This window comes from Microbacterium shaanxiense, from assembly GCF_054779995.1.
The window spans coordinates 78,583-103,749 of the sequence record NZ_BAAGXE010000002.1; the positions used below are offsets into that span (position 1 = coordinate 78,583).

Annotated in this window: 26 protein-coding genes; 11 read left to right on the forward strand and 15 right to left on the reverse strand. The window is 68.1% G+C overall.

The annotated features are described in order from the left end of the window. Positions 1 to 82: 82 nt before the first annotated feature. Positions 83 to 358, forward strand: a complete 276-nt coding sequence (locus ACYVG2_RS05245) for a hypothetical protein (protein ID WP_460780005.1) — start codon at positions 83 to 85, stop codon at positions 356 to 358. Positions 359 to 474: 116 nt separating this feature from the next. Here the strand turns inward: ACYVG2_RS05245 and ACYVG2_RS05250 are convergent, their stop codons facing one another. Next, positions 475 to 1,113, reverse strand: a complete 639-nt coding sequence (locus ACYVG2_RS05250) for a TetR/AcrR family transcriptional regulator C-terminal domain-containing protein (protein WP_460780006.1) — start codon at positions 1,111 to 1,113, stop codon at positions 475 to 477. A 67-nt stretch (positions 1,114 to 1,180) separates the two neighbouring features. Here ACYVG2_RS05250 and ACYVG2_RS05255 point away from each other — a divergent pair, with 67 nt between their 5' ends. Next, positions 1,181 to 2,137, forward strand: a complete 957-nt coding sequence (locus ACYVG2_RS05255) for a zinc-binding dehydrogenase (protein WP_460780007.1) — start codon at positions 1,181 to 1,183, stop codon at positions 2,135 to 2,137. Positions 2,138 to 2,173: 36 nt separating this feature from the next. Beyond that, positions 2,174 to 3,397 (forward strand): FAD-dependent monooxygenase, encoded by a 1,224-nt coding sequence (locus ACYVG2_RS05260; protein WP_460780008.1) that lies wholly within the window; start codon positions 2,174 to 2,176, stop codon positions 3,395 to 3,397. Between the two features lie 5 nt (positions 3,398 to 3,402). Here ACYVG2_RS05260 and ACYVG2_RS05265 read toward each other — a convergent pair whose 3' ends face one another. From ACYVG2_RS05265 to ectA, 5 genes are all read right to left on the reverse strand, one after another. Continuing rightward, complete coding sequence (locus ACYVG2_RS05265; protein WP_460780009.1) at positions 3,403 to 4,470, reverse strand: 3-deoxy-7-phosphoheptulonate synthase; 1,068 nt, start codon at positions 4,468 to 4,470, stop codon at positions 3,403 to 3,405. A gap of 322 nt (positions 4,471 to 4,792) precedes the next feature. Beyond that, positions 4,793 to 5,689 carry an ectoine hydroxylase gene (gene thpD, locus ACYVG2_RS05270; RefSeq protein WP_460780010.1) on the reverse strand — a complete coding sequence of 299 codons (897 nt, stop codon included), beginning with the start codon at positions 5,687 to 5,689 and terminating at the stop codon, positions 4,793 to 4,795. Between the two features lie 50 nt (positions 5,690 to 5,739). Continuing rightward, positions 5,740 to 6,132, reverse strand: a complete 393-nt coding sequence (locus tag ACYVG2_RS05275; protein WP_460780011.1) for an ectoine synthase — start codon at positions 6,130 to 6,132, stop codon at positions 5,740 to 5,742. Next, the gene (gene ectB, locus ACYVG2_RS05280) at positions 6,129 to 7,469 is read right to left on the reverse strand and encodes a diaminobutyrate--2-oxoglutarate transaminase (RefSeq protein WP_460780012.1); all 1,341 of its coding nucleotides are present in this window, start codon (positions 7,467 to 7,469) and stop codon (positions 6,129 to 6,131) included. Before ectB ends, ACYVG2_RS05275 begins: the two co-directional genes overlap by 4 nt. 73 nt (positions 7,470 to 7,542) lie before the next feature. After that, positions 7,543 to 8,061 carry a diaminobutyrate acetyltransferase gene (ectA, locus tag ACYVG2_RS05285; RefSeq protein WP_460780743.1) on the reverse strand — a complete coding sequence of 173 codons (519 nt, stop codon included), beginning with the start codon at positions 8,059 to 8,061 and terminating at the stop codon, positions 7,543 to 7,545. A gap of 189 nt (positions 8,062 to 8,250) precedes the next feature. On the opposite strand from ectA, the gene ACYVG2_RS05290 reads away from it, so the two are divergent. Continuing rightward, positions 8,251 to 9,420 (forward strand): aminotransferase class V-fold PLP-dependent enzyme, encoded by a 1,170-nt coding sequence (locus ACYVG2_RS05290; protein ID WP_460780013.1) that lies wholly within the window; start codon positions 8,251 to 8,253, stop codon positions 9,418 to 9,420. A 17-nt stretch (positions 9,421 to 9,437) separates the two neighbouring features. Here ACYVG2_RS05290 and ACYVG2_RS05295 read toward each other — a convergent pair whose 3' ends face one another. Then, positions 9,438 to 10,565, reverse strand: a complete 1,128-nt coding sequence (locus ACYVG2_RS05295) for a M24 family metallopeptidase (protein WP_460780014.1) — start codon at positions 10,563 to 10,565, stop codon at positions 9,438 to 9,440. Positions 10,566 to 10,644: 79 nt separating this feature from the next. On the opposite strand from ACYVG2_RS05295, the gene ACYVG2_RS05300 reads away from it, so the two are divergent. Continuing rightward, a complete protein-coding gene (locus ACYVG2_RS05300; protein ID WP_460780015.1) occupies positions 10,645 to 12,252 on the forward strand; it encodes an amidohydrolase in 1,608 nt (535 codons plus the stop codon). Positions 12,253 to 12,283: 31 nt separating this feature from the next. After that, a complete protein-coding gene (locus ACYVG2_RS05305; RefSeq protein ID WP_448967120.1) occupies positions 12,284 to 12,706 on the forward strand; it encodes an NUDIX hydrolase in 423 nt (140 codons plus the stop codon). An 18-nt stretch (positions 12,707 to 12,724) separates the two neighbouring features. On the opposite strand, the gene ACYVG2_RS05310 is transcribed toward ACYVG2_RS05305, so the two are convergent. Further along, a complete protein-coding gene (locus ACYVG2_RS05310) occupies positions 12,725 to 13,183 on the reverse strand; it encodes an aminoacyl-tRNA deacylase (protein ID WP_460780744.1) in 459 nt (152 codons plus the stop codon). A gap of 35 nt (positions 13,184 to 13,218) precedes the next feature. Further along, positions 13,219 to 13,716, reverse strand: coding sequence for a DNA helicase (locus tag ACYVG2_RS05315; RefSeq protein WP_448967119.1), 498 nt, complete (start codon positions 13,714 to 13,716; stop codon positions 13,219 to 13,221). 156 nt (positions 13,717 to 13,872) lie between these two features. On the opposite strand from ACYVG2_RS05315, the gene ACYVG2_RS05320 reads away from it, so the two are divergent. Further along, entirely contained in the window at positions 13,873 to 14,430 is a 558-nt protein-coding gene (locus ACYVG2_RS05320; RefSeq protein ID WP_448967118.1) for a peptidylprolyl isomerase, read from the forward strand. A 25-nt stretch (positions 14,431 to 14,455) separates the two neighbouring features. Continuing rightward, positions 14,456 to 15,352 carry a rhomboid family intramembrane serine protease gene (locus ACYVG2_RS05325; protein WP_460780016.1) on the forward strand — a complete coding sequence of 299 codons (897 nt, stop codon included), beginning with the start codon at positions 14,456 to 14,458 and terminating at the stop codon, positions 15,350 to 15,352. 183 nt (positions 15,353 to 15,535) lie between these two features. On the opposite strand, the gene ACYVG2_RS05330 is transcribed toward ACYVG2_RS05325, so the two are convergent. Further along, a complete protein-coding gene (locus tag ACYVG2_RS05330) occupies positions 15,536 to 15,775 on the reverse strand; it encodes a cell division protein CrgA (RefSeq protein ID WP_307360439.1) in 240 nt (79 codons plus the stop codon). 78 nt (positions 15,776 to 15,853) lie between these two features. Between ACYVG2_RS05330 and ACYVG2_RS05335 the strand changes: the two genes are divergently transcribed. From ACYVG2_RS05335 to ACYVG2_RS05345, 3 genes are read left to right on the forward strand one after another with little or no spacing between them, the layout of a single operon-like run. Next, a complete protein-coding gene (locus tag ACYVG2_RS05335; RefSeq protein ID WP_460780017.1) occupies positions 15,854 to 16,645 on the forward strand; it encodes a class E sortase in 792 nt (263 codons plus the stop codon). A 10-nt stretch (positions 16,646 to 16,655) separates the two neighbouring features. Beyond that, positions 16,656 to 16,811, forward strand: a complete 156-nt coding sequence (locus ACYVG2_RS05340) for a hypothetical protein (RefSeq protein WP_448967115.1) — start codon at positions 16,656 to 16,658, stop codon at positions 16,809 to 16,811. Beyond that, the gene (locus ACYVG2_RS05345) at positions 16,808 to 17,443 is read left to right on the forward strand and encodes an anthranilate synthase component II (protein ID WP_460780018.1); all 636 of its coding nucleotides are present in this window, start codon (positions 16,808 to 16,810) and stop codon (positions 17,441 to 17,443) included. The genes ACYVG2_RS05340 and ACYVG2_RS05345 overlap by 4 nt, the downstream gene beginning before the upstream one ends. A 37-nt stretch (positions 17,444 to 17,480) precedes the next feature. Here the strand turns inward: ACYVG2_RS05345 and pknB are convergent, their stop codons facing one another. The 5 genes from pknB to ACYVG2_RS05370 are packed head-to-tail and all read right to left on the reverse strand — an operon-like array spanning position 17,481 to position 25,163. Beyond that, positions 17,481 to 19,223 carry a Stk1 family PASTA domain-containing Ser/Thr kinase gene (gene pknB / locus ACYVG2_RS05350; protein WP_460780019.1) on the reverse strand — a complete coding sequence of 581 codons (1,743 nt, stop codon included), beginning with the start codon at positions 19,221 to 19,223 and terminating at the stop codon, positions 17,481 to 17,483. A 42-nt stretch (positions 19,224 to 19,265) separates the two neighbouring features. Further along, complete coding sequence (locus ACYVG2_RS05355) at positions 19,266 to 21,008, reverse strand: protein kinase domain-containing protein (protein ID WP_460780020.1); 1,743 nt, start codon at positions 21,006 to 21,008, stop codon at positions 19,266 to 19,268. Next, positions 21,005 to 22,462, reverse strand: coding sequence for a peptidoglycan D,D-transpeptidase FtsI family protein (locus ACYVG2_RS05360; RefSeq protein WP_460780021.1), 1,458 nt, complete (start codon positions 22,460 to 22,462; stop codon positions 21,005 to 21,007). Before ACYVG2_RS05360 ends, ACYVG2_RS05355 begins: the two co-directional genes overlap by 4 nt. Next, positions 22,459 to 23,844, reverse strand: a complete 1,386-nt coding sequence (locus ACYVG2_RS05365; protein ID WP_460780745.1) for an FtsW/RodA/SpoVE family cell cycle protein — start codon at positions 23,842 to 23,844, stop codon at positions 22,459 to 22,461. The genes ACYVG2_RS05360 and ACYVG2_RS05365 overlap by 4 nt, the downstream gene beginning before the upstream one ends. After that, entirely contained in the window at positions 23,844 to 25,163 is a 1,320-nt protein-coding gene (locus ACYVG2_RS05370) for a PP2C family protein-serine/threonine phosphatase (protein WP_448967110.1), read from the reverse strand. Before ACYVG2_RS05370 ends, ACYVG2_RS05365 begins: the two co-directional genes overlap by 1 nt. Positions 25,164 to 25,167: the final 4 nt, after the last annotated feature.

Genomic DNA, 25,167 nt, shown 5'->3' on the forward strand with positions numbered 1-25,167 from the left:
GGTCTCCTCCTCGTTGTCGTCGACACGGACAGTCTGGCGCGGTCGGCCGTTCTCCCGATCACAGTCGACATAGGATCGGAGTGTGCTGATCGGTCTGATGCGTCCTGTGGAAACCCGCTCCGTCGACGTCGAAGCCGCAGATCTCGCCGGCGTCCAGACGCAGCTCGCCGCACAACGACCGGAGGGCTTCGACCTCGTCTCGGCCCCCGTGGTGATGATCAAAGGGGCAGCCGTCCTCAAGGCGAAGGGCACCTTCCAGAGCCGCGATCGCATCGAGCAGATCGAGGCCGACGACATGGATGCGCTCCTCGCCAAGGTCCCAGAGGGCTGGCAGCTCCTCAGCGTGCGCGCCGCCTGACGCCGCGAGCATCCGGCATTTCAACGCCGATGGGAGCTTTTCGCACGCTCCGAGCGTTCGAGGCGTGCGAAAAGCTCCCATCGACGCGAGTCGACGGGAACCTGACGGAAACGGGCCTAAGCCGACCTCGCGGCGAGTCCGTCCAGAACGATGCCCAGATGCCGCTCGAAGCGAGGGTCGCCGTCGTCGCGCAGGCGACCGGCTTCCTTGACCAGAGGCGCACCCTCCCCCAGCCAGGCCTCGCGCTCGGCGACGGAGTACCGCTCGGGATCGCTTTCGTCCCACTGGCGCTTCTCCTGCTCCTCGATCACGAACCCGACCACGAACGCCGTGACCAGGTCGATCGCGTCGTCGGCTTCGACTGGTGTCCACCCGGATGCTGTCGCCCAGCGTTCGAGCAGCGGCTCCTTCATTCGGATGACCTGTGGATCCGCGAGTCTCGTACCGCTGAAGATGCGGGCGCCGTCGCGGCGTGACAGGTATTCGGCTCTGAGCACGCGCGCATAGGCGGCGAGGTCTTCGCGCCAGTCGGCACCGGCAGGAATCGCGGAGAGGGCATCGGTGACGTGACGCATGACCGCGGTGGCCATCTCGTCGAGAAGCTCCTGCTTGTTGTGCACGTGCCAGTAGAGCGTGGGTGCACGAACATCGAGTCGCGCGGCGAGGGCGCGGACGGTGAGGGCGTCCATGCCCTCCTCATCGAGGAGCTCGAGCGCCGCTGCGACTATACGTTCCCTGGTGATGTCTTTCGCCACGCTTGACACTCTAACAAAGTTAAAGGAGGATGACTGCATCGTCTAACTTAGTTAAAGGAGCGAGATCATGCGTGCTGCCGTCGTCACCGAACCGGGTACCCCACCCGTCTGTGCAGAAGTCCCCGAGCCGTCCGCGCCCGACGGGCGGGAGGCACTCGAACTGGTCGGAGCAGGGGTGCACAACATCGTGCGGGGTCTGGCCTCGGGACGGCACTACAGCAGCGGCGGCGGGTTCCCGCTCGTGCCGGGGATCGACGCGGTCGCCCGAACCGACGACGGGCGCCTGGTATACACCGGATTCGCGCGTCCCCCGATGGGGACCATGGGCGAGCGGCTGTACGCGCCGATTCAGCTCGATGTTCCGTTGGGCGCCGATCCGCTGATGATCGCGGCCGGCATGAACCCTGCCCTGTCGGGCTGGGTCGTTCTCTCCGCTCGGCGCCAAGAAGTGGGCCGGCTCGGCACGGTGCTGGTCCTGGGCGCGACCGGGATGTCGGGGAGCCTGGCCGTTCAGACGGCCCATGCACTCGGAGCGGAACGAGTGATCGCCGCAGGGCGTGATCCGCAGGCGCTGGACCGACTGCGCGCCGGCGGCGCGACCACGGTGTCGCTGGAGCAGGACGGACCGGAGTCAGTGGAGGACGCGCTGGCCGCCGCCATCGGCGATGCATCCCCCGGTCTCGTGCTGGATTACGTGTGGGGTCCGGTCGCCGAGGCGGCTTTCGGTGCGCTCGGGCGCAGTGGTGAGGATCCTGATGCCGACACGTCGTACGTGCAGATCGGTTCCATGGCCGGTCCGCGGGCGTCCGTGCCCGCAGACCTTTTGCGGAGCAGACGGATCAGGATCAGCGGCAGCGGTGCGGGCTCCGCGTCGCCGGAAGAGATGCTCGCTGAGGCGCCGGAGGTCATGGCGCGGTTCGCCGACGGATCGTTGCACGTTCCGTACACCGCGTATCCGTTGGGCCGCATCGGCGAGGCCTGGGCGCACGCCGGGCGCAGCCGGGCCGTCGTCGTCCCGGACTGACGGCGGACAGAGTGATCGGACGGGAAAGGCACCGTGATGAAGAAGAGAGCGTTGGTCGTGGGGTTGGGCATCGCAGGCATGGCCGCTGCGATAGGTCTCGCGAAAGCGGGGTGGATGCCGGTCGTCATCGAGCGTTCGCGCGAACGACGGACGGGAGGCTACTTCGTCGGATTGTTCCCCGAAGGCAGGCGTGCCGCGGTCGAGCTGGGGATCGCCGATCATCTGCACATCCGCAACCCTGAGCGGAAGCCGGAGGGGAACACCTGGTCGATCGACCGGCGCGGTCGTCGCGCACCGGGCCTGGGCTTCCTCGACCAGCCGGGCGATCCTGCAGCCGTGCTGCGGGGTGACATCGAGGCGGCGCTGTGGCACGGCATCTCCGCACACGCGGTCGAGGTGCGATTCGGGACCACCGTCACGGACATCCGTGATGCGCATGGCGCCGTCGAGACCGTGCTCGAGGAATCGGCGACCGGTGCGCGTTCTCACGAGGAGTTCGACCTCGTGGTGGGTGCGGACGGGATGCGCTCGAGCGTGCGGCGGATCGTGTTCGGTCCGCAGGAGGATCACCTGAAGAACTGGGACGCGATGATCTGCGCGTTCCGGATGACGCGGCAGGTGCCGTCCTTCGGCGCGAGCGACAGCATCATCGACGCGCAGCCCCGCCGGGCGGCGTGGGTGTTCGGCTTCGCCGACCACCCTCCGACGGCGCTGTTGACCTACCGCACCCGCAATATCGAGCAGCAGTTCGCCGGATCGCACATCGATCAGCTGAGACATGTCTTCGCGGGGATGGACGGACCGGTCGTGACGCACGTCCTCGAGGAGCTGGACGCCGCACCCGAGATCCTGTTCGACTCCGTGCACCAGGTGCGGATGCCGCGGTGGAGCGCCGGCAGGGTCGTGCTCGTGGGGGATGCGGCGTGGTGCCTCAACCTCTACTCGGGCATGGGTGCCTCGTCGGCGCTGCGCGGCGGAGCCGCACTGGGGTCGGCGCTGCACGAGCATCCTGACGACCTGACGGCCGGACTGGATGCCTGGGAGGCGGGACTGCGTCCGTTCATCACCGCGCACAGACGCACAGCGCGGATCAAGCAGCAGCTCTTCGTCCCGTCAGGACCGGGTGCCGCAGTCGTGCGTTCCGGCACCCTCCGGATGGTGCGTGCGATCCGTCAGCGCCAGGTCGGCAACGATGGGAGCTTTTCGCATGCTCCAGGCCTACGACACGTGCGAAAAGCTCCCGCCGATGCCGGCAAGTGACTCGATCACGTGCGGCGGCGACGCACACCACCGGCCAGCGCCGCAAGCGCGATCTCCGTGGCGTCCCAGCCCATGCAGGCATCCGTCACACTCTGCCCGTAGACCAGGCGGCCGCGCGAGGAGACATCCAGCTTCTGCGCACCGGCGACGAGGTTGCTCTCCAGCATGACGCCCGCGACCGCCGTGCCGTCCGCGGCGATCTGCTCGCCGATCTCCGCCGCCACGATCGCCTGGCGCACGTGGTCCTTGCCGCTGTTGCCGTGACTCGCGTCGATGACAACGCGCGGCGCCAGCATCGCCGCGTCCAGGCGACGAGCCGCTTCTGCGACATGAGAGGCGTCGTAGTTGGGACCGTCGGCACCGCCGCGCAGGATCACGCCGGTGTCCGGGTTGCCGGTCGTCGCCACCAGGCTCGCGCGACCGTCGGATCCGATGCCGAGGAACGCCTGCGGGGCGGATGCTGCGGCCGCAGCATCCAGCGCCACCTGAAGCCCCCCGTCCATGCCGTTCTTGAAGCCGATCGGCATCGAAAGTCCTGACGCGAGCTGCCGGTGGATCTGGCTCTCGGTGGTACGTGCGCCGATGGCGCCCCACGTGATGAGGTCGGCGGTGTACTGCGGGCTGATCGGCTCGAGGAACTCGGTGGCGCACGGCATCCCGAGCGCGGTGACATCGCGAAGGAACCCGCGTGCCTGACGCAGCCCCTCCTCGATGTCGTGGCTGCCGTCGAGGTGCGGGTCGTTGATGAGGCCCTTCCAGCCGATCGTCGTCCGCGGCTTCTCGAAGTACGTGCGCATCACGATCAGCAGGTCGTCACGGTGCTTCTCGGCTTCGCGGACCAGCCTTCCGGCGTATTCGAGCCCTGCGGCGGGATCGTGGATCGAGCAGGGGCCGGCGACGACCAGCAGGCGGTCGTCCTCCCCGGACATGATCGCGCGCACCTGGTCCCGCGTGCGGGAGACCAGCGCGGCGCGCTCCTCGCCGACCGGCAGCTCGGCGGCGATGTCGCCGGGGGTCGGAAGAGTCGTGAACTGCGAGACGTGCAGATCGGATGTCGCGTCGAGAGTGTTCATGGGTCCTGTCCTGTCGGCAGGCGGACCCCGGATGCAGAGCCCGCCGATGAAACGGCGAAAGCCAGAGCAAATGCTCTGGCTTGTCGGCTCTGAAGGTGTCGGTATGCGCTAGATCAGCTCCGGCCCCTCCAGAGCCGACTCGAAATACGCATACCAACGGGTTGTCATGCGAAAGACACTACCGCATGGGACGGGGACTCGGTGCCGCCCTGAAACCTCGGCGCCCCTCCGCGCCGCCCACGCCCCCTTGTACGTACGCATGCAGGAGGGGGTCTGGGCGGTGGGAGGGGGCGCCGATGCGAGATCACACTGGCGACAGAGCTCAGCCCAGGGGCGTGAAGTCGCGGTTCGCGATGTGGCCTGGGCGCGGGCTCTTCGCGGCGAACGGTTCGACGAGCGCGTTATCGACGCTGTTGAACACCATGAAGACGTTCGAGCGGGCGTAGGGCGTGATGTTGTTCCCAGAGCCGTGCATGATGTTCGAGTCGAACCACAGTGCAGAACCCGCGGCGCCGGTGAACTGATCGATGCCGTACTTGTCTGCCAGCGCCGTGATGGCCGCGTGACTCGGCACCCCCGCCTCCTGCGCCTGCAGCGACTGCTCGTGGTTGTTCTCCGGCGTCTCGCCGACTGCGGGGACGAACGTGCGGTGCGAACCCGGCATCACCATGAGCCCGCCGTTGAACGGGTAGTTGTCGGTCAGGGCGATCGACAGGCTCACCGCCCGCGGCACCGGCATGCCGTCCTCCGCATGCCAGGTCTCGAAGTCGGAGTGCCAGTAGAACCCGGTGCCGGTGAAGCTCGGCATGTAGTTGATGCGCGTCTGGTGCAGGTACACCTCCGAGCCGACGATCTGCCGCGCCCGGTCGAGCACCTTCGGATCGCGGGCGAGGGCCTCGAGCACGGGGCTCAGCTTCTCGACCTCGAAGACCGAGCGCACGGTTCCGGTCGTGCGCTCCGTGATCAGTCGGTCGTCGCCCTGCAGTGCCGTGTCGGACGCGAGCCGGTCGAGCTCACCGGAGTACGACGCGACGTCCTCCGCGGAGATGAAGTCGTCGAGCACGGTGAACCCGCGCTGCTCGTGCGCCTGCAGTTCGGCCTCGGAGAAAGGCCCGTCGTCTGTGCTTCCCCACACGGCGGGTTGGGTCCTGGTGATGAAATCGGAGGGCTGCGCCAGTCGGGTCGGGAACAGGTCCTCTGCGGTGGTCGTGGTGGTCATGCGTCGTTCTCCTGTCTCTCGTGCGGATGGTGCGGATGCTGCGGGTGCGGTCACGCGGGTTCGGTGACCAGCGGGTACACGCCGTTCTCGTCGTGCACCTCGCGCCCGGTGACGGGCGGATTGAACACGCACACGACGCGCATCTCGGTGCGGGGGCGCACCTCGTGCTTGTCGTGGTCGTTGAGCAGGTACAGCGAACCGGGTGCGAGCCGGTGGGTCTCGCCGGTGCCGAGATCGGTGATCTCGCCCTCCCCCTCCACGACGAAGACGGCTTCGATGTGGTTCGCGTACCAGAACCGGCTCACGGTGCCGGCGTACAGCGTGGTCTCGTGCACCGAGAAACCGACCTTCTCCTTCGCGAGGATGATGCGCTTGCTGCGCCAGTTCTCGGTCTTGATGTCGGCGTCGGTGTCGGTGATCTCGTCGAGTGTGCGGACGATCATGCGGGGGTGTGCTCCTTGTTCTGTGCGTCGTGTGCTCTGCGGTCTGCGTCGTGGTCGACAGTGTGGTCGGCGGCATGCGGGTCCGGTTCGCCGAGCACGGCGCGCACGGAGTCGTCGATGATGCGCAGGCCGCGCTCGAGCTCGACGTCGGTGATGGTGAGAGCAGGGAGGATCTTCATGACCTCGCCCTCGGGACCGGAGGTCTCCATGAGCAGACCTCGCTCGAAGGCCGCCTGGCACACGGCATCCGCCAGTTCGCCCGACGGGAACTGCAGCCCGCGGGCGAGGCCGCGGCCCTTCGCGATGAGCTCATGCTGCGGGTAGCGGGCGACGAAGGTGTTGAACCATCCCTCGACTCGCGCGCCCTTCATGATCGTGGAGTCGCGCAGCTCGTCATCAGACCAGTAGCGACGTATGGCCGCGGCGGCCGTCGCGAACGCGGGACTGATACCGCGGAAGGTGCCGTTGTGCTCCCCTGGCTGCCAGACGTCGAGTTCGGGCTTGATCAGGGTGAGTGCCATCGGGATGCCGTAGCCGGAGATCGACTTCGACAGGCAGACGATGTCGGGCACGATGCCGGCCTCTTCGAAACTGAAGAAGTCACCCGTACGGCCGCAGCCCATCTGGATGTCGTCGACGATCAGCAGGATCTCGTGCTGCGTGCACAGCGCTGCGAGCTGACGCAGCCACTCCGCGCGTGCCGCGTTGATGCCGCCCTCGCCCTGCACGGTCTCGACGATCACGGCGGCCGGGATGTTGAGGCCGCTGCCGGAGTCCTCGAGAAGCCGTTCGAAGTAGAAGAAGTCGGGATAGTCGCCGTCGAAGTAGTCGTCGTACGGCATAGGGGTCGCGTGCACGAGGGGAACACCGGCGCCGCCGCGCTTGAGCGAGTTGCCCGTGACCGAGAGCGCGCCGAGGGTCATGCCGTGGAAGGCGTTCGTGAAGTTGATCACCGACTCGCGGCCGGTCACCTTGCGCGCCAGCTTCAGTGCGGCTTCAACGGCGTTCGCGCCGCCGGGGCCGGGGAAGACGACCTTGTAGTCGAGATCGCGAGGCTTCAGGATCAGCTCGTCGAACGTCTCGAGGAAGTCGCGCCTCGCGGAGGTGAACATGTCGAGCGAGTGCACGATGCGGTCACCGGCCAGATAGTCGAGCAGCACGCGCTTGAGCTCAGGATTGTTGTGACCGTAGTTGAGCGCGCCGGCGCCGGTGAAGAAGTCGAGGTACTCCCTGCCGTCCTCGTCGTACATCAGGCTGCCGACTGCGCGGTCGAACACGACGGGCCATGAGCGGGAGTAGCTGCGAACCTCTGATTCCAGCTGCGTGAAGATATTCATCTTGTGGGTGTTCTCCTCCTTGATAGATCACGTGCGGGGAGTGCACGCCGCCCCGGGTGGGCGGAAGTGACGGCTACATCGACGGACCGATCTCGTAGAGCCGTTCGGGTTCGTGATGCGCGGCATCCGACGGGTGCGTCAGATGTGCGCTCTCGAAGAGCGGGGTGACGACCATCGGCGCGTCGTTCCAGCGCCGTGCGAGGCTGCGGAACGTCTGCTGCGAGGCGGCGTTGTCGTCGGTGATGGTGGTCTGCAGGCTGCGCACCGGGGGGAGCACCGTCTGATCGTGGAGCAGGTCGTCCAGCATCCGCCCCGCGAGACCGAGCCCGCGGAAGCGTGCATCCACGGCGACCTGCCAGATGAACAGGCACGAGGGGTCTGCGGGTCGGCGATAGCCGATGACGAAGCCCGCGGGCTCACCGTCGACCAGTGCGATCCGGCACGTCGAGGCGAAGTCCCGGGCGTAGAGCACGTAGGCGTACGACGAGTTCAGATCGAGCGTCTGCGAGTCGCGCGCGATCCGCCACAGCTCGATCCCCTCATCGACGAGGGGCGGGCGGATCAGGCTCGTCTCACCCGACCGCGCATCGATATGCGCGGCCTGTGCTGACGTGCTCGGCTCGAGAGAGCCGGGGGAAGTCAGAGCGTGTCACCGTCCCGGATCGGGGTGTGCAGCTCGAAAGAATTCGTGTCCATGGGGTGTGATCTCCGCCGGGTGAAACAGCTTCGGTCCGCCTTCCACACTGTCATGCACGCCGGTCGACCTCAAATCCATCACGGCGTGATCGCCGTGCGCGGGCTGCTGTGGGATGCTGGGCGCATGAGCCTGCCGCACGATGATGTCGACCCCGATGGCCTGCTGGAGTACTCGGTCGTCTTCACCGACAGATCCTTGAACCACATGTCCGCACGCTTCATCTCGGTGATGCAGCAGACCTTCGAGATCCTCGGTGCGGCGTACAACGCGCACACCTCGGTCATCGTCCCGGGTGGAGGCACCTACGCGATGGAGGCGGTCGCACGTCAGCTCGCGACCGGCCGGCGCACGTTCGTCGTGCGCAACGGGCTGTTCTCGTTCCGGTGGTCGCAGATCCTCGACACCGGTGGCATCAGCGACGACGTCACGGTGCTCGCCGCCCGGCCGGAATCCGACGACGTGCACGCGGCATGGGCGCCCGCGCCCCTCGAGGAGGTGGTGGCCGCCATCCGCGCTCGCCGCCCGGAGGTGGTCTTCGCTCCGCACGTCGAGACGGCTGCCGGAATGATCCTTCCCGACGACTATGTGCGGGCGCTGGCGGATGCCGTGCACGAGGTCGGCGGGCTGCTCGTGCTGGACTGCATCGCCTCCGGAGCGATGTGGGTCGACATGAAGGCACTCGGCGTCGACGTGCTGCTCAGCGCTCCGCAGAAGGGGTGGAGCGGATCGCCCTGCGCCGGTTTCGTCATGCTCAGCGAGGCGGGAGCGGATGCTGTGCGCGAGCGGGTCTCGACGAGTTTCGCCGCAGATCTCGGCAAGTGGCTGGCCATCGCCGACGAGTACCGCGCGGGTCGCGCGGCGTATCACGCGACCATGCCGACCGACGCGCTGACCCGCAACCTGGCCGCGATGATCGAGACGCAGAGCCGCGGTTTCGAGGCGCTGCGCGGCGCGCAGATCGAACTCGCCGGACGGGTGCGGGAGCTCCTCGCAGAGCAGGGATTCCCGTCGGTCGCGGCAGCCGACTTCGCCGCTCCCGGCGTCGTCGTCGTGCACACGGATGACCCCGCGCTGAAGTCGGGTGCGGCGTTCAAGGAGCAGGGGCTGCAGATCGCCGCCGGGGTGCCGCTGCACTGCGACGAACCGGAGGGGTTCTCGACCTTCAGGATCGGGCTGTTCGGCCTCGACAAGCTCGCCGATGTCGACGGGACCGTGTCCAGGCTCGCCGCGGCGCTGGAGTCGATCGAGCGCTGATCCGCGTCTGAGTCGGGTCAGGCGACGGCGTCGACCTGGGTCAGCTCATGCGGGGCGACATTGAGCCGCTCGCAGCCGTCGGCTGTGACCACGACGATGTCCTCGATGCGTGCTCCCCACTCACCGGCGAAGTAGATACCGGGCTCGATGCTGAACGCCATGCCCTCCCTCAGTACGAGGTCGTTGCCGGGGGCGATGTACGGTTCCTCGTGCACCGAGACGCCGATGCCGTGTCCTGTCCGATGCAGGAACGCGTCGCCAAGGCCCGCGGAGGTGAGTACGTTGCGAGCGGCCGCGTCCACGTCGGATGCCGTCGCTCCCGGCCGCACGGCATCCACGGCGGCCTGCTGGGCTTCCACGAGGACGGCGATGCTCTCGGCGGCTGCGGGGTCTGGTTCACCGACCACGTACGTGCGGGTGCTGTCGGAGTTGTATCCGCTGGGCACGGCGCCGCCGATGTCGACCACGACGATGTCGCCGTTGTGGATCATCCGGTCCGACACCTCGTGATGCGGATCCGCGCCGTTCGGCCCCGATCCGACGATGACGAACTCGACCGATCGATGCCCCTCGGCCATGATCGCCTCGGTGATGTCGGCGGCGACCTCGCGTTCGGTGCGTCCGGCGCGCAGCCACTGCGGCACGCGGCGGTGCACGGCGTCGATCGCCTCTCCTGCACGACGGAGTTCGGCGATCTCGGCGGCGTCCTTGGTCATTCGGCCCTCGCGCAGTACCGGCGTCGCGAGCTCCAGTCGCACGTCGAGCCGTTCCCCGATGGGGATGACGTGCAGCGCCGGGAGTGCATCCGATATGCCCACCCGTGTCACGGTGCCGAGCGCGCCGCTCACCAGGGCGTACGGATCTTCACCGTCGACCCAGTCGAGCACGGTGAGACCGAGTTCGCCCACCGCCGTGGATCGCACCTTCGCGAGCTCCATCCGTGGAACGACCACGGTCGGCGCGAGGGACGGTCCGAGCAACAGCACCGTCAGCCGTTCGATCGTGTCGCCCTCGACCCCGACGAGGTACTGCAGGTCGGGGCCCGGCCCGACGACGACCGCATCGAGACCGGCGTCGGCAGCGAGGGCGGCCGCGCGCTCCAGCCTGGCGGTGTACACGGACGCGGGAAAGGGCAGGGTGCTCATTCCCGCCACGCTACTCCGCGGGGATCGAAGAAGCAGGAGATTCAGCGCGTTCGGCCCTCCGCCCTGCCAGACTGACGCCATGACGACAGTCTTCACCGGCCGCATCCGTCCGCTCGCCGGAGATTCCGAGGCCGACACCGAGGTCGAGTTCGAGGCGTTCGCCGTCGAGGACGGGCGGATCGTCGCACTCGGAACTGCCGCCGAGCTGAAGGCGCAGCATCCGGATGCCCACACCGTGGAGCTCGACGGCTGGGTCATGCCCGGCCTCATCGAGCCGCACGGACACCCCGCGTACTCGTCGATCCTGCTCTCGCACCTCGTCGTCGACATCCGGCCGGTCACGATCCCGGATGCCGCGGGCGTGCTCGCGGCGCTGAAGAAGGCCGTCGCGGACGCCGACGGGCAGGCCGTGTTCGCGAACGGGTGGGATGCGCTGCTGCAGCGCGGACTCCCCGACCCCGACATGAAGTGGCTCGATGAGCTCGCCGGCGACGTTCCGCTCGTCGTGATCCACAACTCGGGGCACTCGGCGTACTTCAACGCCGCCGCTGCTCGTGCCGCCGGCGTGGATCGGGACACTCCCGACCCCGCCGGTGCCAGGTTCGCCCGTGACGCGAAGGGCGACCTCTCCGGTGCCGCCTTCGAGGAGGCGGCGGTCGAGCAGGTCGTCGCCCCGATGCTCGCCCGCGCCGAGCAGCATCTTCCCGAGTTGCTCGTCGCGCACCTGCGCGATCTCTCGAGCCGCGGCATCACCACTGTCTCCGATCTGTCCTGGAATCCCGACCTGAACCCGCTGATCCGGGCGCTGCACGCGCAGGGCCGGCTGCCCGTGCGGCTGCGCTGGTACGAGATGTCGCGGCCGGGTGGTGCGGCGGCGCCGCGCGGCGATGACGACCCGATCATCCGGCAGACGGGCGTGAAGACCTGGTCGGACGGCTCGCCCTGGATCGGCAACATCGCCACGTCCTTCCCCTACCTCGACACCCCGGCCACGCGCGACCTCGGCCTGGAACCCCATCACGTCGGCACTGCGAACTACACCGCCGCGCAGCTGCTCGAGATCGCAGAGCCCTACGCGGCCGGCGGCTGGCAGCTCGCCTGTCACGCCCACGGCGACCGCGCGATCGACTCGACCCTCGACGTGTACGAGCAGATCATCACCAGGCACGCACTCACCGATCACCGCTTCCGGCTCGAGCACTGCGGAGCCATGACGTCCGCGCAGTTCGCGCGCGCAGCATCCCTCGGCGTCACCGTCAGTCTGTTCGTCGCCCACATCACCTACTGGGGCGAGGTGCTCGTCGACGATCTTTTCGGTCCGGAGCACGGGGGTGCATGGGCGGATGCCGGCGCCGCGTTCGCGGCAGGACATCGCGCCACCTTCCACAACGACGGGTGGGTCACGCCGAACGAGCCGTTCCGCAACATGGCCGTCGCCGAGACGCGCACGACCCGTTCGGGATTCCGGATGCCGGCCGGTGCACCCGTCACGCGCGCTCAGGCCCTCGCGGCCCAGACGAGAAACGCCGCCTGGCAGCTGTTCAGCGAGCACGAGGTCGGAAGCCTCGAGCCGGGGCTGCTCGCGGACTTCATCGTCGTCGACCGCGACCCGGTGACCGCGACTGCCGAAGAACTCGCCGAGACGATGGTGCGGGCGACCTACCTCGCCGGCGTGCAGGTGACCTGACCCACGGCGCGCTCCCGCTAGTGTGAAGCGCATGGATCTGCGCGTCGCGGCGTATGCCGTCGTCACCGATGACGACGACAGGGTGCTGCTCGCGCGCTGGACCGAGGGGCGACGCGTCGCGTGGACGATGCCGGGGGGCGGCCTCGAGGAGGGCGAGGATCCCGAAGACGCCGTCCGCCGCGAGGTCCGCGAGGAGACCGGCTACACGGTGCATGTGCAGGAGCTGCTCGGCATCCATTCCCGCGTGATCCCCGCCGGCAGGCGGGTGAGGAAGGCGGGCGTACCACTGCACACCCTACGCATCGTCTACCGCGCCAAGATCAGCGGCGGCAAGCTGCGCTTCGAGGAGAACGGATCCACCGATATGGCCGGGTGGTTCGCCCTGCCCGCCCTGGCGGAGCTGCAACGAGTCAAGCTCGTCGACATCGCCCTGCGGATGGCCGAGATACTCTGACCCGTACCGCGGCGAGAGTCAGCGCGGCTGCTCCGGCACCGTGATGTCGGCCACCGTCGCGCCGTAGGCCGCGATCAGATCATCGGCTTCGACGAAGAGGCTGTATCCGTGCGCACCCGCACCCATGGCGACGCGCTGTCCGACGATCGACTCGTCGGCGTAGATCGGCCAGTCGGTGGTGCTGCCGATCGGCACGATCGTGCCGCGCTCGTACCCGGTCGCGGCCAACGCGAGGTCGGGCTCCGGCAGGCGCAGCCTGTTCACGCCGACGACCGCGCGCAGCTTCGGCCACGAGATCGACCGTCCGCCCGGTACGAGTGCGAACAGGTACGTGTCATCCGAGCGTTTGACGACGAGCGTCTTCACGATGCCGGACGGGTCGAGTCCCAACAGCGCCGCCGCCTCATGAAGGCTGTTCGCCTGCGGGCGTTCGCGGATCTCGATCGCGAGACCACGGGCCGCAGCGGCATCCTTCACACGCGAATGCGGATCCGGCTCGGCCGCGGCCGCGCTCACGCGTCCGGTGCGGAGAGCGGGTCGTCCGCGACCCAGAGCTCGTCGTCCGTGCGCAGCGCCTGCCATGCGGCGTAGAGGACACCGACGGCCGCGGCAGCGCCGAGGACGATCGCGATGACCGAGCCGATGCCGGGGCCCTGCTTCTTCTTCACGATGCGGCCCTTGGAGAACTCCAGGCCCTGACGCTTGGCGTTCGCCACGTCCCACGCGGTGAGCGCGGAGCCGACGACGCCGCCGACGAGCGGGACGACCTTGTCGTCCACGACGTGGCGACCGAGCTTCATGCCACGGTCCACGGTCGGAGCGACCCGGCGGTTGTAGGCGTCCTGCACGACAGGAAGCACCTGCTCACGGCCGACGCCTGCGAGCTGACGGCTCGCCTCGCGGGCGACTTCGGCAGCGTGGCCGACGACCTCCTGCTGGGATTCCCAGAGCTCGGTGGCGTTGTCGCGCAGACGGCGCAGTTCTTTCTTCCGCTTGCGGGTGAGGCTCACGATGTTCTCCTGTCGACTTGGAGTACGGGTTCCCCATCTTGCCAGACAAGACTGGATGCTGGCAGTGATTGTGCCGACCCTTGTCATCCGGAGCGTCGCACGCTAACGTGACCGCGCGTCCGGCCGACACACTGCAAGCTCTGCGACAATAGGGGCATGGCTCAGCACACTCACGTCGCAACCCTGCACACCAACCACGGTGACATCGTCGTCAACCTCTTCGGCGACCACGCCCCGAAGACGGTCAAGAACTTCGTCGGCCTGTCCGACGGCACTCAGGAGTGGACCGACCCCGCAACGGGCAAGCCCGGTGAGGGCGCCCTGTACAAGGACGTCATCTTCCACCGCATCATCCCGAATTTCATGATCCAGGGCGGCGACCCGCTCGGCCAGGGCGTCGGCGGCCCAGGCTACAACTTCGACGACGAGATCAACATGGAGCTCAACTTCAACGAGCCCTACATCCTCGCCATGGCCAACGCCGGCCTGCGTCGCAACGCGATCACCGGCAAGGCCGAGGGCACCAACGGCTCGCAGTTCTTCATCACCACCGACCCGACGGCGTGGCTGCAGGGCAAGCACACGATCTTCGGCGAGGTCGCCGATGACGCCTCCAAGAAGGTCGTCGACGCGATCGCCGCCGTCCCCACTGCCGCCGGTGACAAGCCGCTCCAGGACGTCGTCCTGCAGTCGGTCGACGTCACCGCAGTCTGAGCTCGAACCCCTCAGGCCGATCCGGATGACGTCACCCGAGTTCACGAGCAATCGTGACAACTTCTGCTACCGCCATCCGGATCGGCAGAGCTTCGTGCTCTGCCAACGGTGCATGCGCACCATCTGCCCCGAATGCCAGACACAGGCGGCCGTCGGGGTCATCTGCCCCGAGTGCATGAAGGCCGAGCGCGGCAACCGCACCCCCGCGCAGAAGCGCGCCGAGCGCCGGTGGGGTCGCAGCGGTCGTGCCCGCGGCTCGCTGACCGCCGTGCAGTCGGGCAGGCCCATGATGACCTACGGCATCATCGCGGTGACCGGCTTCGTCGGCCTCCTGCAGCTCGTGCCGGGTCTGAACATCACCGGGCTGCTCGAGTTCTGGGTCGGCTATCTCTTCCCCGAGCTCTCCGGAGCGCCGTTCCAGCCGTGGCGCCTGCTCACCGCGGCCCTGGTGCACAGCGGCATCTGGCACATCGGCCTGAACATGCTGGCGCTGTGGATGATCGGGCGAAGTCTCGAGCCGATGCTCGGTCGCTGGCGCTTCCTCGCCCTCTACGTGCTGGGCGGTCTCGGCGGTTCAGTGGCGGTCGGGATCATCTCGCCGACCACGGCGACGGTCGGCGCGTCCGGAGCGGTGTTCTCGCTGTTCGGCGCCCTCCTCGTGATCGGCCTGCACCTGGGTGCCAACATGACCGGGCTGTTCGTCCTGCTCGGCATCAACCTCGTGATCGGCTTCGTCCCGGGCTTCAACATCGCCTGGCAGGCCCACGTGGGCGGCGCGGTCGTCGGTGCTCTCGTCGGCCTCATCGTGCTGCGCACCCGCAAGCGCGAGCAGCGGGTGTGGCAGATCCTGCTGCTGATCGCACTCGCCGCGCTCCTGCTCGCTGCGGTCTTCATCGTTCCGCCGCTGCTCGTCGGCGCGTGAGGCGAGACCCGTCCTGTCGCCCTCGCACCCGGCCAGCAGTTGTTAACACCGTTCTCCACCCCTGTGAATAACACCGGTGTAATTCTCCCCACCCTGTGCACAACCCTGTGGATAACTCCCTGCACGGCATGACGAGAGAAGGCCCCCCGCATCAGCGAGGGGCCTTCGGAAGAAGAGGGGCGGTCAGCGCCACCGCGTCGTCATCAGGAATCCGATCAGTGCGATGCCGAGGCCGATCGCGAGATTCCACGAGCCGATGCCCGGAACCGGGAACTGCATGCCCGAGATGTAGAACACCAGGATCCACACCAGGCCGAGCAGCATGAAGCCGAGCATCACCGGCTTGAACCACACGGCGTTGGGCGCCGCCTCGCCTTCAGCGCGCTCGACGGCGGGTTCTTCGCTCTTACGGTCTCGTGCCATGAGGTCAGTCTACCCAACAGCGCGATGACTGCCTGCTTCGATCGCAGGCGTACACACGGGCGGGATAAGATCACGCCTATGAGTGCAGCTGGGGCGACGATGAGCGCGCGCACTCGGCATCCTCGCCGACGTTCGCGGGCGACGTTCACCAGCGTCCTCGGCGAACTGCTGCTCACCGCCGGAGTGCTCGTCCTGCTCTTCGTCGCCTGGCAGATGTGGATCGGTGACATGATCATCGGTGCCCAGAGCAACAGCGCCGGCAACGCGGTCTCCGAGACCTGGGAGCAGCAACCAGCCCCCGAACCACCGCCGATCGTCGAGAACGACGACGGCGAGACCTGGTTCGAACCGCCAGTGCTCCCGCATCCGGCAGCGGGTGAGACCTTCGCGCAGATGCGCATCCCGCGGTTCGGCGACGACTACAACGTCGCGATCGCCGGGGGCACCTCGCGACCGGTCACCCTCGACAACGGGTGGATCGGCGTGTACGACCAGTCCGTCATGCCCGGAGAAGTGGGCAACTTCTCCGTCGCCGGTCACCGCACGACCTGGGGTGCTCCGCTGAACCGGATGGACAAGCTGCGCATCGACGATGCCATCGTCGTCGAGACTCCGGAGGGCTGGTACACCTATCGATTCCGCACCCTCGAGTACGTGCAGCCGGATCAGGTCGACGTGCTCCTCGACGTGCCGCAGGTACCGGATGCCGTCACAGGAGAGCGCTACCTGACGCTGACCGCCTGCTCCCCGCTGTACTCGCTCGCCGAGCGCATCATCGGCTACGCCGTCTTCGAGGGGTTCCAGCCCCGCGTCGAGGGCGAACCCGATTCGCTGTCCGCCGTCGCCGACGTCGCACCCCCATCCATCTGAGGAAGATCTGATGTACGCAGCAATCTGGCGCATCCTGCCCGGCCCCTGGTGGCTGCGGCTGTTCATCGTCCTGGTCGTCGTCGCCGCGATCCTCTACGGACTCTTCTTCTACGTGTTCCCCTGGGTGAGCCCGCTCATCACGCCCGGTGAGGTCGACCTGGAGTGAGCGTGCGGGTGCTCGTGGTCGACAATCACGACAGTTTCGTGCACACGCTCGTCGGGTATCTTCACGAGCTCGGCGGCGTCTGCGAGATGGTCGAGGCGGATGCTGCGGATGCGGCGGGGTTCGCCCGCCTCCTGCCCTCCTTCGATGCCGTGCTGCTCTCTCCCGGCCCCGGCCGCCCCAGGGATGCCGGTGCTTCGGTCGAGATCGTCGCGCTCGCCGCAGAGCTCCGGATGCCGCTGCTCGGGGTGTGCCTCGGGCATCAGGCGATCGGCGCCGCGTTCGCCACCGAGGTCTCAGAGGCGCCGGAACTCATGCACGGCATGGTGTCCACGGTCACGCATGACGGTTCGGCGTTGTTCGACGGCATCCCGTCGCCCTTCGAAGCCGGCCGTTACCACTCCCTCGCCCTCGCCGAGTCCGAGCTTCCCGAGGCCCTCCGCGTCACCGCACGCACGGCATCCGGCACCGTGATGGCCATCGCCCACGACGAGCTGCCGCTGCTCGGCGTGCAGTTCCACCCCGAGAGCGTGCTCACACCCTTCGGCTATCGGTTGCTGGCGAACTGGCTCGCCATGCTCGGCGACGCGCAGGCCGTCGAGGTCTCATCCCACCTGCATCCGCTCGCGCCGTAGTGGCGGCCCGCATCCGTCGCCCGACGGCGACGGGCGGTCACTTCGCGGCAGCCGTGCAGTGACGCAGCTGAACTTCGGAGTGCACGGGGACGTCTCCGGGTGCCGCGGACATCGAGGCGACGGTCGCCGGATCGGTGGCAGGGCAGTCCGCCATCTCGGTCGGGATGGCCGTGAGGCCGAGCTCCTCGAGCTTCGCCGTCGCGGCATCCAGGGTCCAGCCCGAGACGTCGGGCAGCGTGACCCGGCCGCTTGCGACCACGAGGTTGACGACCGTCTTGGGTGCGACCTCGTCGCCCTCATCCACGCTCGCCTCGAGCACCGTGTCGGCAGCGCTGTTCGGATCATTGCGCTGGATCACGTTGCCGAGCGCGAGGCCGGCCTTGCTCAGGGCGTCCTTCGCGGCTGTCTGCGAGAGCCCGACGAGGGAGGGGGCCTGAACCGTCTCGGTGCCGGAGGAGACGTAGACCGTGACGCTCTGCCCGGCTTCGACGGACTGTCCCGCCTCGGGGTCGGTGCGGATCACGTTGTTCTCGGTGATCGTCGCGCTCGCCTCGTAGACCAGCGTGTACTGCAGGTCGAGCGCTTCGAGGTCGTCCTGGGCGCGTTCGTACGACACGTCGATCAGATCGGGAACCGTGCGCGACGAGGTGGGGATCTGCTCCCCGCGCGGCATGGTGAGCACCCAGACCAGCACCGAGATGAGAAGCACCGCGAGCAACGCGACGCCCGCCCAGATCCACACCACAGGAGGTCCGGACTGCGTGCGCGTCATCGTGGTGTCGCTGCTGAGCTGGCGCAATGAACGTGCGGTCTCCTGCGCCTGCCGCGGGCTGGGCCCGTAGAGCTCGCTGGTGAGAGCGCCGAGCTGCTTCTTGCTCGGAGCCTTGCCCGCCACGGCGTCGTCGAGCGCCGCGCGGAAGTGCGCAGCATCCGGATACCGCTGATAAGGGTCCTTCGCGAGCGCACGCAGCACGATCGGGTCGAGCGCGCCGGGTGAGCTCTCGTTGACCTCGGTGGGCGCCAGCGGGGTCTCGCTGACGTGCTGGTAGGCGACGGCCACGGGGGATTCGCCGCGGAACGGCTGGCGACCGGTGAGCAGTTCGTAGAGCACGACGCCGGTCGAGTACAGGTCGGCGCGCGCATCGACGGGCTCGCCCTTGGCCTGCTCAGGCGAGAAGTACGCGGCCGTGCCGATGATCTGCGTGGTCTCGGCGACCGTCGATGACGAGTCCGACACCGCGCGGGCGATACCGAAGTCCATCACCTTGACCTGGCCGGCGGGGGTGACCATGACGTTGCCCGGTTTGATGTCGCGGTGCACGACGCCGGCGCGGTGCGAGTAGTCGAGCGCCTCGAGGATGCCGTCGACGTAGCGCACCGCATCCTCGACGGGGACAGGACCCTCGGCGATGATCTCCTTGAGCTGGCGGCCCTGGACGAGCTCCATGACGATGTACGGCTCGCTGCCCGCTGATCCGACGGCCGGGGCTCCCTGCGCCGCCGAGGTCGGGTCTCCGGCGTCGAAGACGCGCACGATCGACGGATGCGACATGCGCGATGCCGCCTGCGCTTCGAGCCTGAACCGGGTGCGGAACGCGGTGTCGCGCGCCAGGTCGGGATCGAGGATCTTGATGGCGACCTCACGTCCGAGCGTGACGTCATAGCCGCGGTAGACCTTCGCCATGCCGCCGTGGCCGATGAGCTCGTCCACGCGGTATCGCTCAGCGATGATGCGCGGCTCTGCGGTCACTGGATGCTCCCCCTGGTACGACGACGACATGGACTTCCTAAGGTTACCCTCAGCTCTGCTGTGAGATCACTCTCAGCCCTCGGGGAGTTCGCCTCCATCGCCGGGGAGCACGCTCGCTGGCTGGATCGTCACGGACCTCGGCGGCGACGACGGGGTGACGCGCTCGTCACTGCTCGCGCAGGTCGCCGTGTACGTCGCGATGAGCTCCTGGCCCTCCGCGTCTGCGACCGTGACCTCGGCGCTGCGCTGCGTCGGCGGGAAGTTCGGTCCGCCCGAGACGAAGGTGCCGTTGGTGAGCTGTACCGTGTAGCGGGTGAGGTTCGTGCCGCTGGGGCATACGAAGTCCGCGCCCCACGAGAGCGTCACCGTGCCGCCGGCGACGGGGTCGCCGGTGATCGCGGGAGCGTCCGTCGGTGCGGGGAGCGCTGCGCGGTCGCCGTACGTGGTCAGGGTGATCGTCTGATCGATCGAGACGTTGCCGAGCGGCTCGACCTTGTAGACCTTGCCCACCTGGTCGTCGGATCCGGCGGGATCGCCCGGCACGCAGGTGATGTCGCTGAAGCCGTTGTCCGTCAGGGTCGTGGTCGCGGCCGCGCAGTCGAGGCCGACCAGGTTGAGCGATGCCACATCGACGCGATCCGGCTCGGGAGGCGGAGTGGGCGTCTGAGACGTCGGCTTGGGCGTCGGGGTGGTCGCCGAGGTGGTGGTGGTCGTCGGGTCGGGTTCGGGGTCGCCCTGGTTCAGCAGCGCGAACACCGTACCCGCGAGCACGATGGCGATGAGCACGATCAAGGCGATCAGCGGCCATGTCCACGGGCTGCGCTTCTTCTTCTTGCCCTCGGCGTCTGCCTCAGCGCCGTCGGCGGGGAGCGCGGCGGTCGTCGGCAGGATGCGCGTCGTACCGTCGTCGCCGGTGGCGGTGAGGATGCGTGTGGCGTCGTCCCCGGCGATACCGCCGGTGGCGATCGCGGGCACCGCGATCGCCGCGGAGTTCAGGTCGCCGCGGCGCAGCGCCTGCGCCGCGCGTGCGACGGTCGCGGAAGACGAGGGCCGGTCGGCCGGCTTCTTCGCGATCATCGCCATCACGAGGTTCTGCACCGGGATCGGCACGGTCGGCGGAAGAGGCGGCGGCTGCTCGTTGATCTGCGCCATCGCGATCGCGACCTGCGACTCGCCGGTGAACGGACGCTTGCCCGCCAGCGACTCGTACGCGACGATGCCCAGCGAGTACGTGTCCGTCGCAGGCGACGCCGGGTGACCGGAGGCCTGCTCGGGCGAGAGGTACTGCACGGTGCCCATGACCTGACCGGTCGCGGTCAGCGGCACCTGATCCGCGATTCGGGCGATGCCGAAGTCGGTGATCTTGACGCGGCCGTCAGGGGTGATCAGCAGGTTGCCGGGCTTGATGTCGCGGTGCACGAGTCCTGCCGCGTGCGCGGCCTGGAGCGCGGATGCGGTCTGGGCGACGATGTCGAGCGTCTTGTCGGCGCTCAGCGCGCCGTCGCGCTCGAGCAGCGTCGAAAGCGCCTCGCCGGGGACGAGCTCCATGACGAGGAAGGCGCTGCCGTTCTCCTCGCCGTAGTCGAAGACACTGGCGATGCCCTCATGGTTGACGAGCGCGGCGTGCCGGGCCTCGGCGCGGAAGCGCTCGAGGAAGCCGGGATCCCCCATGTACTCGTCCTTGAGGATCTTGATGGCGACGGTACGTCCGATGACGTGATCCGTGGCTTCCCAGACCTCGCCCATGCCACCGATCGCAATACGCGACTGAAGCTCGTATCGACCACCGAACGACACACCCTGCGTCGGCCTCATCCGTTAAGCACCGCCTCAATGACCTTCTTCGCGATCGGGGCGGCGAGCGTGTCACCGGATCCCGACTGTCCCATTCCGCCGCCGTCTTCGACGACGACCGCCACAGCTACCTGTGGATTGTCCGCCGGTGCGAAACCGGTGAACCACAACGTGTACGGCTCGTCGCCATCGTTCTCGGCCGTCCCCGTCTTACCGGCGACGTCGATGCCGTCTATTCTTGCACCCGTCGCCGCACCGTCTGCGACGCTCGCCGTCATGGCGTCGGTCACGGCGTTCGCGACGTCCGCCTCGGTCGCTCGGCCGAACTCGCTGTTCTCGTACTGACGGATCACCGAGAGGTCGTTGCCGATCACGGCGTCCACCAGTCGGGGGTTCATCACGACGCCGTCGTTCGCGAGCCCGGCGGAGACCATCGCCATCTGCAGCGGGGTGGCCGTCACCTGTCCCTGCCCGAACCCGGTGAGCGCCGTCTGCGCGTCGTCCAGTCCGCGCGGGTAGCGGGATGCCGTCGACTCGAGCGGTGTGGAGAAGCTCTGGTTGAAGCCGAACTTCTCGGCCATCTCGAGGATCTTCGCATCGCCGAGCTCGACCGCCAGCTCGGCCATCGGGATGTTGCAGCTGAGGCGGACGGCGTCGGCGATCGTCACGGTCGCGCCCGGTCCGCAGGTGCCACCCGTGGCGTTCGAGACCTGCGAGGAGGAGCCCGGCAGCGTGTAGCGGGCAGGGTTGGGCAGCGTCGACGACGGCGACCACTCCCCCGTCGCATATGCGGCAGCGGCGACCAGGATCTTGAACGTCGAGCCAGGAGGGTTCAGGTTCCCCGCGATCGCGCGGTTCTGCAGCGGATTCGGCCGCAGCGCGTCGAGCTCGTCGTATGCGGTCTCGGCCTGCGCGCCGCTGTGCACGGCGATCGCGTTGGCGTCGTAGCCGGGGGTCGAGACCATCGCGAGGATGCGTCCGGTCGCCGGCTCGATGGCGACCACGGCGCCCTGCAGGCCGCCGAGCGCGTCATACGCGGCCTGCTGAGCCGCAGCATCCAGCGTCAGTTCCACGCTGAAGCCCGTCTGAGCCTGGCCGGAGACGATCCGCTCGATCTCCGCGAGGAAGGCGCTCGCGCCCGTACCGGAGAGATCGGCGTTGAGCGCGCTCTCGATGCCCGTGGACGACTGCAGCGCCGGGTTGAAGAATCCGGTGACGCTCGACCACATCGGCGAATCGGCGTACACCCGCTGGTAGCGGAACTCGTCCTCGCTCGCGACGGAGTACGCGATCTGCACCCCGTCGGCGATGATCGAGCCGCGCTGGATCTCATAGCTGTCGCGCAGCGAGCGCTGGTTGTTGGGGTTCTGCGCGAGGCTGTCGGCGTCGACGACCTGGATCCAGCTCGCCGCCGCGAACAGCGCGATGAACATGAACAGCATCACGATGCTGAGACGTCTGAGTTCCTTCGTCATCCGATCACCACCCTGGGCTGGCGGCGCACGCCGTCGGAGATGCGCAGCAGCAGTGCCACGATGAGCCAGTTCGCGACCAGTGACGATCCGCCGGCCGCGAGGAACGGCGTGGTCAGACCGGTGAGCGGGATGACGCGGGTCACGCCGCCGACCATGATGAACACCTGCAGGGCGATCGTGAACGACAGCCCCGTCGCGAGCAGCTTGCCGAAGTCATCCTGCCCGGCGATGCCGATGCGCATGCCCCGACTGACGAACACCATGTACAGCGCGAGGATCGCGAACAGGCCGATCAGCCCGAGCTCCTCGCCGAGGCTGGGGATGATGTAGTCGCTGTGCGCGAGCGGCGTGATCGTCGGGCGTCCCTGACCGAGGCCCGTGCCCAGCAGCCCGCCGTGCGCGAGCCCGAAGATGCCCTGCTGCAGCTGGTAGCCCGCGCCCTTGGGGTCGACGATCTCGGGATCGAACGCGTACAGCCAGTTCGTGAAGCGCCCGTGGACGTACGCGAGCACCTGCGTCGCCACGAACACCCCGACGGCCACCATGGCGAGCCCGATCAGCACCCAGCTGGTCTTGCCGGTGGCGACGTAGAGCATGGCGATGAACATGCCGAAGATGAGCATTCCGGTGCCGAGGTCCCGCTGCACGACGATGATGCCGAGCGAGATCAGCCAGACGACGATCACCGGGCCGAGCTCGCGCATCCGCGGCCACGTGATGCCCAGGAAGACCTTGCCGACCGAGGTGAGGCTCTCGCGTGTGCGCACCAGATAGCCGGCGAAGAAGATCGCCAGGCAGATCTTGGCCAGCTCACCCGGCTGGAATGCGAAGATCCCGCCGATCGTGACCCAGACGTCGGCGTTCGCACCGGAGTCGCCGAGTCCAGGCACGAACGGGAGCAGCAGCAGCACGATTCCGGCGAGACCGAACAGATACGTGTAGCGGAACAGCACCCTGTAGTTGTGCAGGAGGATGACGATCGCGATCGCGCCGGCGAGCGAGATGCCCGTCCAGGCCAGTTGCTTGGTCGAGTACGCGTCCCACCCCGTGTTGTGCAGGGCGATGTCGATCCGGTAGATCATCGCGATGCCGAGGCCGCTGAGCAGTGTCGCGATGGGAAGGACGAACGGATCGGCGTCGGATGCGACGACGCGCAGCACGATGTGCAGGGCGAAGGCCAGCACGGCCAATCCGCCGCCGATGAAGAGGATGAAGGGGTCGATCAGCCCGAGTGCGCCGAGCTGGACGAGGCTGAGGGCTGCGCCGCTGATCGCGCAGGCGAACAGAAGCAGCCAGAACTCGCGATTGCGCTGCGTCTGCGGCAGCCGCATCCGCTTGAGGGCCTTGATGACCGCGGTGTCCGCGGCGACGTCGGTGCTCATCATCCGGCATCCCCTCCGTCGGTCTCGGTCGGAGCAGGCGTGGGAAGCGGGGTCGGCGGGGGCGTCGGAGCGGGTGTCTCCCCTGTCACAGCCTCGGATCCGGCCCGCAGGCGGTCCACGATCGCCATCGCGTCTGCGAGCGAGCGCGCGTTGATCGTGCGCTCGACAGATGCGCGCTGATACGGCGGCAGGTCGGCGAGCAGGATGCCGGTGTCCTCGAGCTCTGTCGACAGGGAGATGGGGCCGATGCTCTGCTGCACCCCCTGGAAGATCACGACGCTGTCGTCGTCGGCACCGATGAAGTACCGCGTCTGCGTCCAGCTGTACGCCAGCATCCCCGCGCCGGTGAGCGCGAGCAGCACGACCAGGAGCGCGGCGAACCATCCGACGCGTCGACGTTTCGCACGACGGCGGTCCTCCTCGATGAGCTCTTCGAGGTAATCGGCGGCCGGCTCGAAGTGCGAGGGCTCGTTCGCGGCCTGACGCACCGGGTGCAGCCAGTTCGTGCGCCCCGCCCTGGCGGCGGGGATCAGCACACCGGACGGCGTCGATGCCGCGCCGACGATCGTCGCAGTGCCGGATGAGACCGGGTGCACGCCGCCGACCTCGACGAGCACGACGGTCACGTTGTCGGGGGCGCCGCCGTCCAGGGCCTGCTTGAGCAGGTTGTCGGCGGTGCGTCCCGGTGGGAGCCCGAGTCGCATGGCCTTGAGGATGTGCGGCTCGTCCACGACACCCGAGAGGCCGTCGGAGCACAGCAGCCAGCGGTCGCCGGGCAGCGTGGGCATGACGAACATGTCCAGCTCCGGGTCGTGGTCCATGTCGCTGAGAACACGCATCAGCACCGAGCGGCGCGGGTGGTACCGCGCTTCCTCGGGGGTGATGCGGCCCGAGTCGACCAGCCGCTGCACGAACGTGTGGTCGGCGGTGATCTGGGTCAGTTCGTCGTCGCGATACAGGTAGATGCGCGAGTCGCCGATGTGTCCGATGACGGCGTGATCCTCGACCATGATGATCGCGCTGACGGTCGTGCCGAGTCCCGCGAGCTCCGGGCGCTCCTTGGCGGCGCGGATGAGATCGCCGGCGGCCGTGGTGACCGCAGCCTGCAGCGAGGCCTGCGCCTCGTCGACGTCGGGGAACGGATGGTCCAGGCGCTCGAGGTGCTGGATCGCGATGCTGGAGGCGACATCGCCCCCCGCGTGCCCGCCCATGCCGTCGGCGACGGCGAACAGGTTGGCTCCGGAGTACCCGGAGTCCTGGTTGTTGGAGCGCACCTTCCCGGTATGGGAGATCGCCGCACTCGATCCTTCGAAGACCATGCCG

What these genes read in the sequence shown, in the direction of transcription:
- ACYVG2_RS05255 (WP_460780007.1), top strand. Translation starts at nt 1,181, where the DNA reads ATGCGTGCTGCCGTCGTCACCGAACCGGGTACCCCACCCGTCTGTGCA.
- ACYVG2_RS05260 (WP_460780008.1), top strand. Translation starts at nt 2,174, where the DNA reads ATGAAGAAGAGAGCGTTGGTCGTGGGGTTGGGCATCGCAGGCATGGCC.
- ACYVG2_RS05265 (WP_460780009.1), bottom strand. Translation starts at nt 4,470, where the DNA reads ATGAACACTCTCGACGCGACATCCGATCTGCACGTCTCGCAGTTCACG.
- thpD (WP_460780010.1), bottom strand. Translation starts at nt 5,689, where the DNA reads ATGACCACCACGACCACCGCAGAGGACCTGTTCCCGACCCGACTGGCG.
- ACYVG2_RS05275 (WP_460780011.1), bottom strand. Translation starts at nt 6,132, where the DNA reads ATGATCGTCCGCACACTCGACGAGATCACCGACACCGACGCCGACATC.
- ectB (WP_460780012.1), bottom strand. Translation starts at nt 7,469, where the DNA reads ATGAATATCTTCACGCAGCTGGAATCAGAGGTTCGCAGCTACTCCCGC.
- ACYVG2_RS05295 (WP_460780014.1), bottom strand. Translation starts at nt 10,565, where the DNA reads ATGAGCACCCTGCCCTTTCCCGCGTCCGTGTACACCGCCAGGCTGGAG.
- ACYVG2_RS05300 (WP_460780015.1), top strand. Translation starts at nt 10,645, where the DNA reads ATGACGACAGTCTTCACCGGCCGCATCCGTCCGCTCGCCGGAGATTCC.
- ACYVG2_RS05305 (WP_448967120.1), top strand. Translation starts at nt 12,284, where the DNA reads ATGGATCTGCGCGTCGCGGCGTATGCCGTCGTCACCGATGACGACGAC.
- ACYVG2_RS05320 (WP_448967118.1), top strand. Translation starts at nt 13,873, where the DNA reads ATGGCTCAGCACACTCACGTCGCAACCCTGCACACCAACCACGGTGAC.
- ACYVG2_RS05325 (WP_460780016.1), top strand. Translation starts at nt 14,456, where the DNA reads ATGACGTCACCCGAGTTCACGAGCAATCGTGACAACTTCTGCTACCGC.
- ACYVG2_RS05330 (WP_307360439.1), bottom strand. Translation starts at nt 15,775, where the DNA reads ATGGCACGAGACCGTAAGAGCGAAGAACCCGCCGTCGAGCGCGCTGAA.
- ACYVG2_RS05335 (WP_460780017.1), top strand. Translation starts at nt 15,854, where the DNA reads ATGAGTGCAGCTGGGGCGACGATGAGCGCGCGCACTCGGCATCCTCGC.
- ACYVG2_RS05340 (WP_448967115.1), top strand. Translation starts at nt 16,656, where the DNA reads ATGTACGCAGCAATCTGGCGCATCCTGCCCGGCCCCTGGTGGCTGCGG.
- pknB (WP_460780019.1), bottom strand. Translation starts at nt 19,223, where the DNA reads ATGTCGTCGTCGTACCAGGGGGAGCATCCAGTGACCGCAGAGCCGCGC.
- ACYVG2_RS05355 (WP_460780020.1), bottom strand. Translation starts at nt 21,008, where the DNA reads ATGAGGCCGACGCAGGGTGTGTCGTTCGGTGGTCGATACGAGCTTCAG.
- ACYVG2_RS05360 (WP_460780021.1), bottom strand. Translation starts at nt 22,462, where the DNA reads ATGACGAAGGAACTCAGACGTCTCAGCATCGTGATGCTGTTCATGTTC.
- ACYVG2_RS05365 (WP_460780745.1), bottom strand. Translation starts at nt 23,844, where the DNA reads ATGAGCACCGACGTCGCCGCGGACACCGCGGTCATCAAGGCCCTCAAG.
- ACYVG2_RS05370 (WP_448967110.1), bottom strand. Translation starts at nt 25,163, where the DNA reads ATGGTCTTCGAAGGATCGAGTGCGGCGATCTCCCATACCGGGAAGGTG.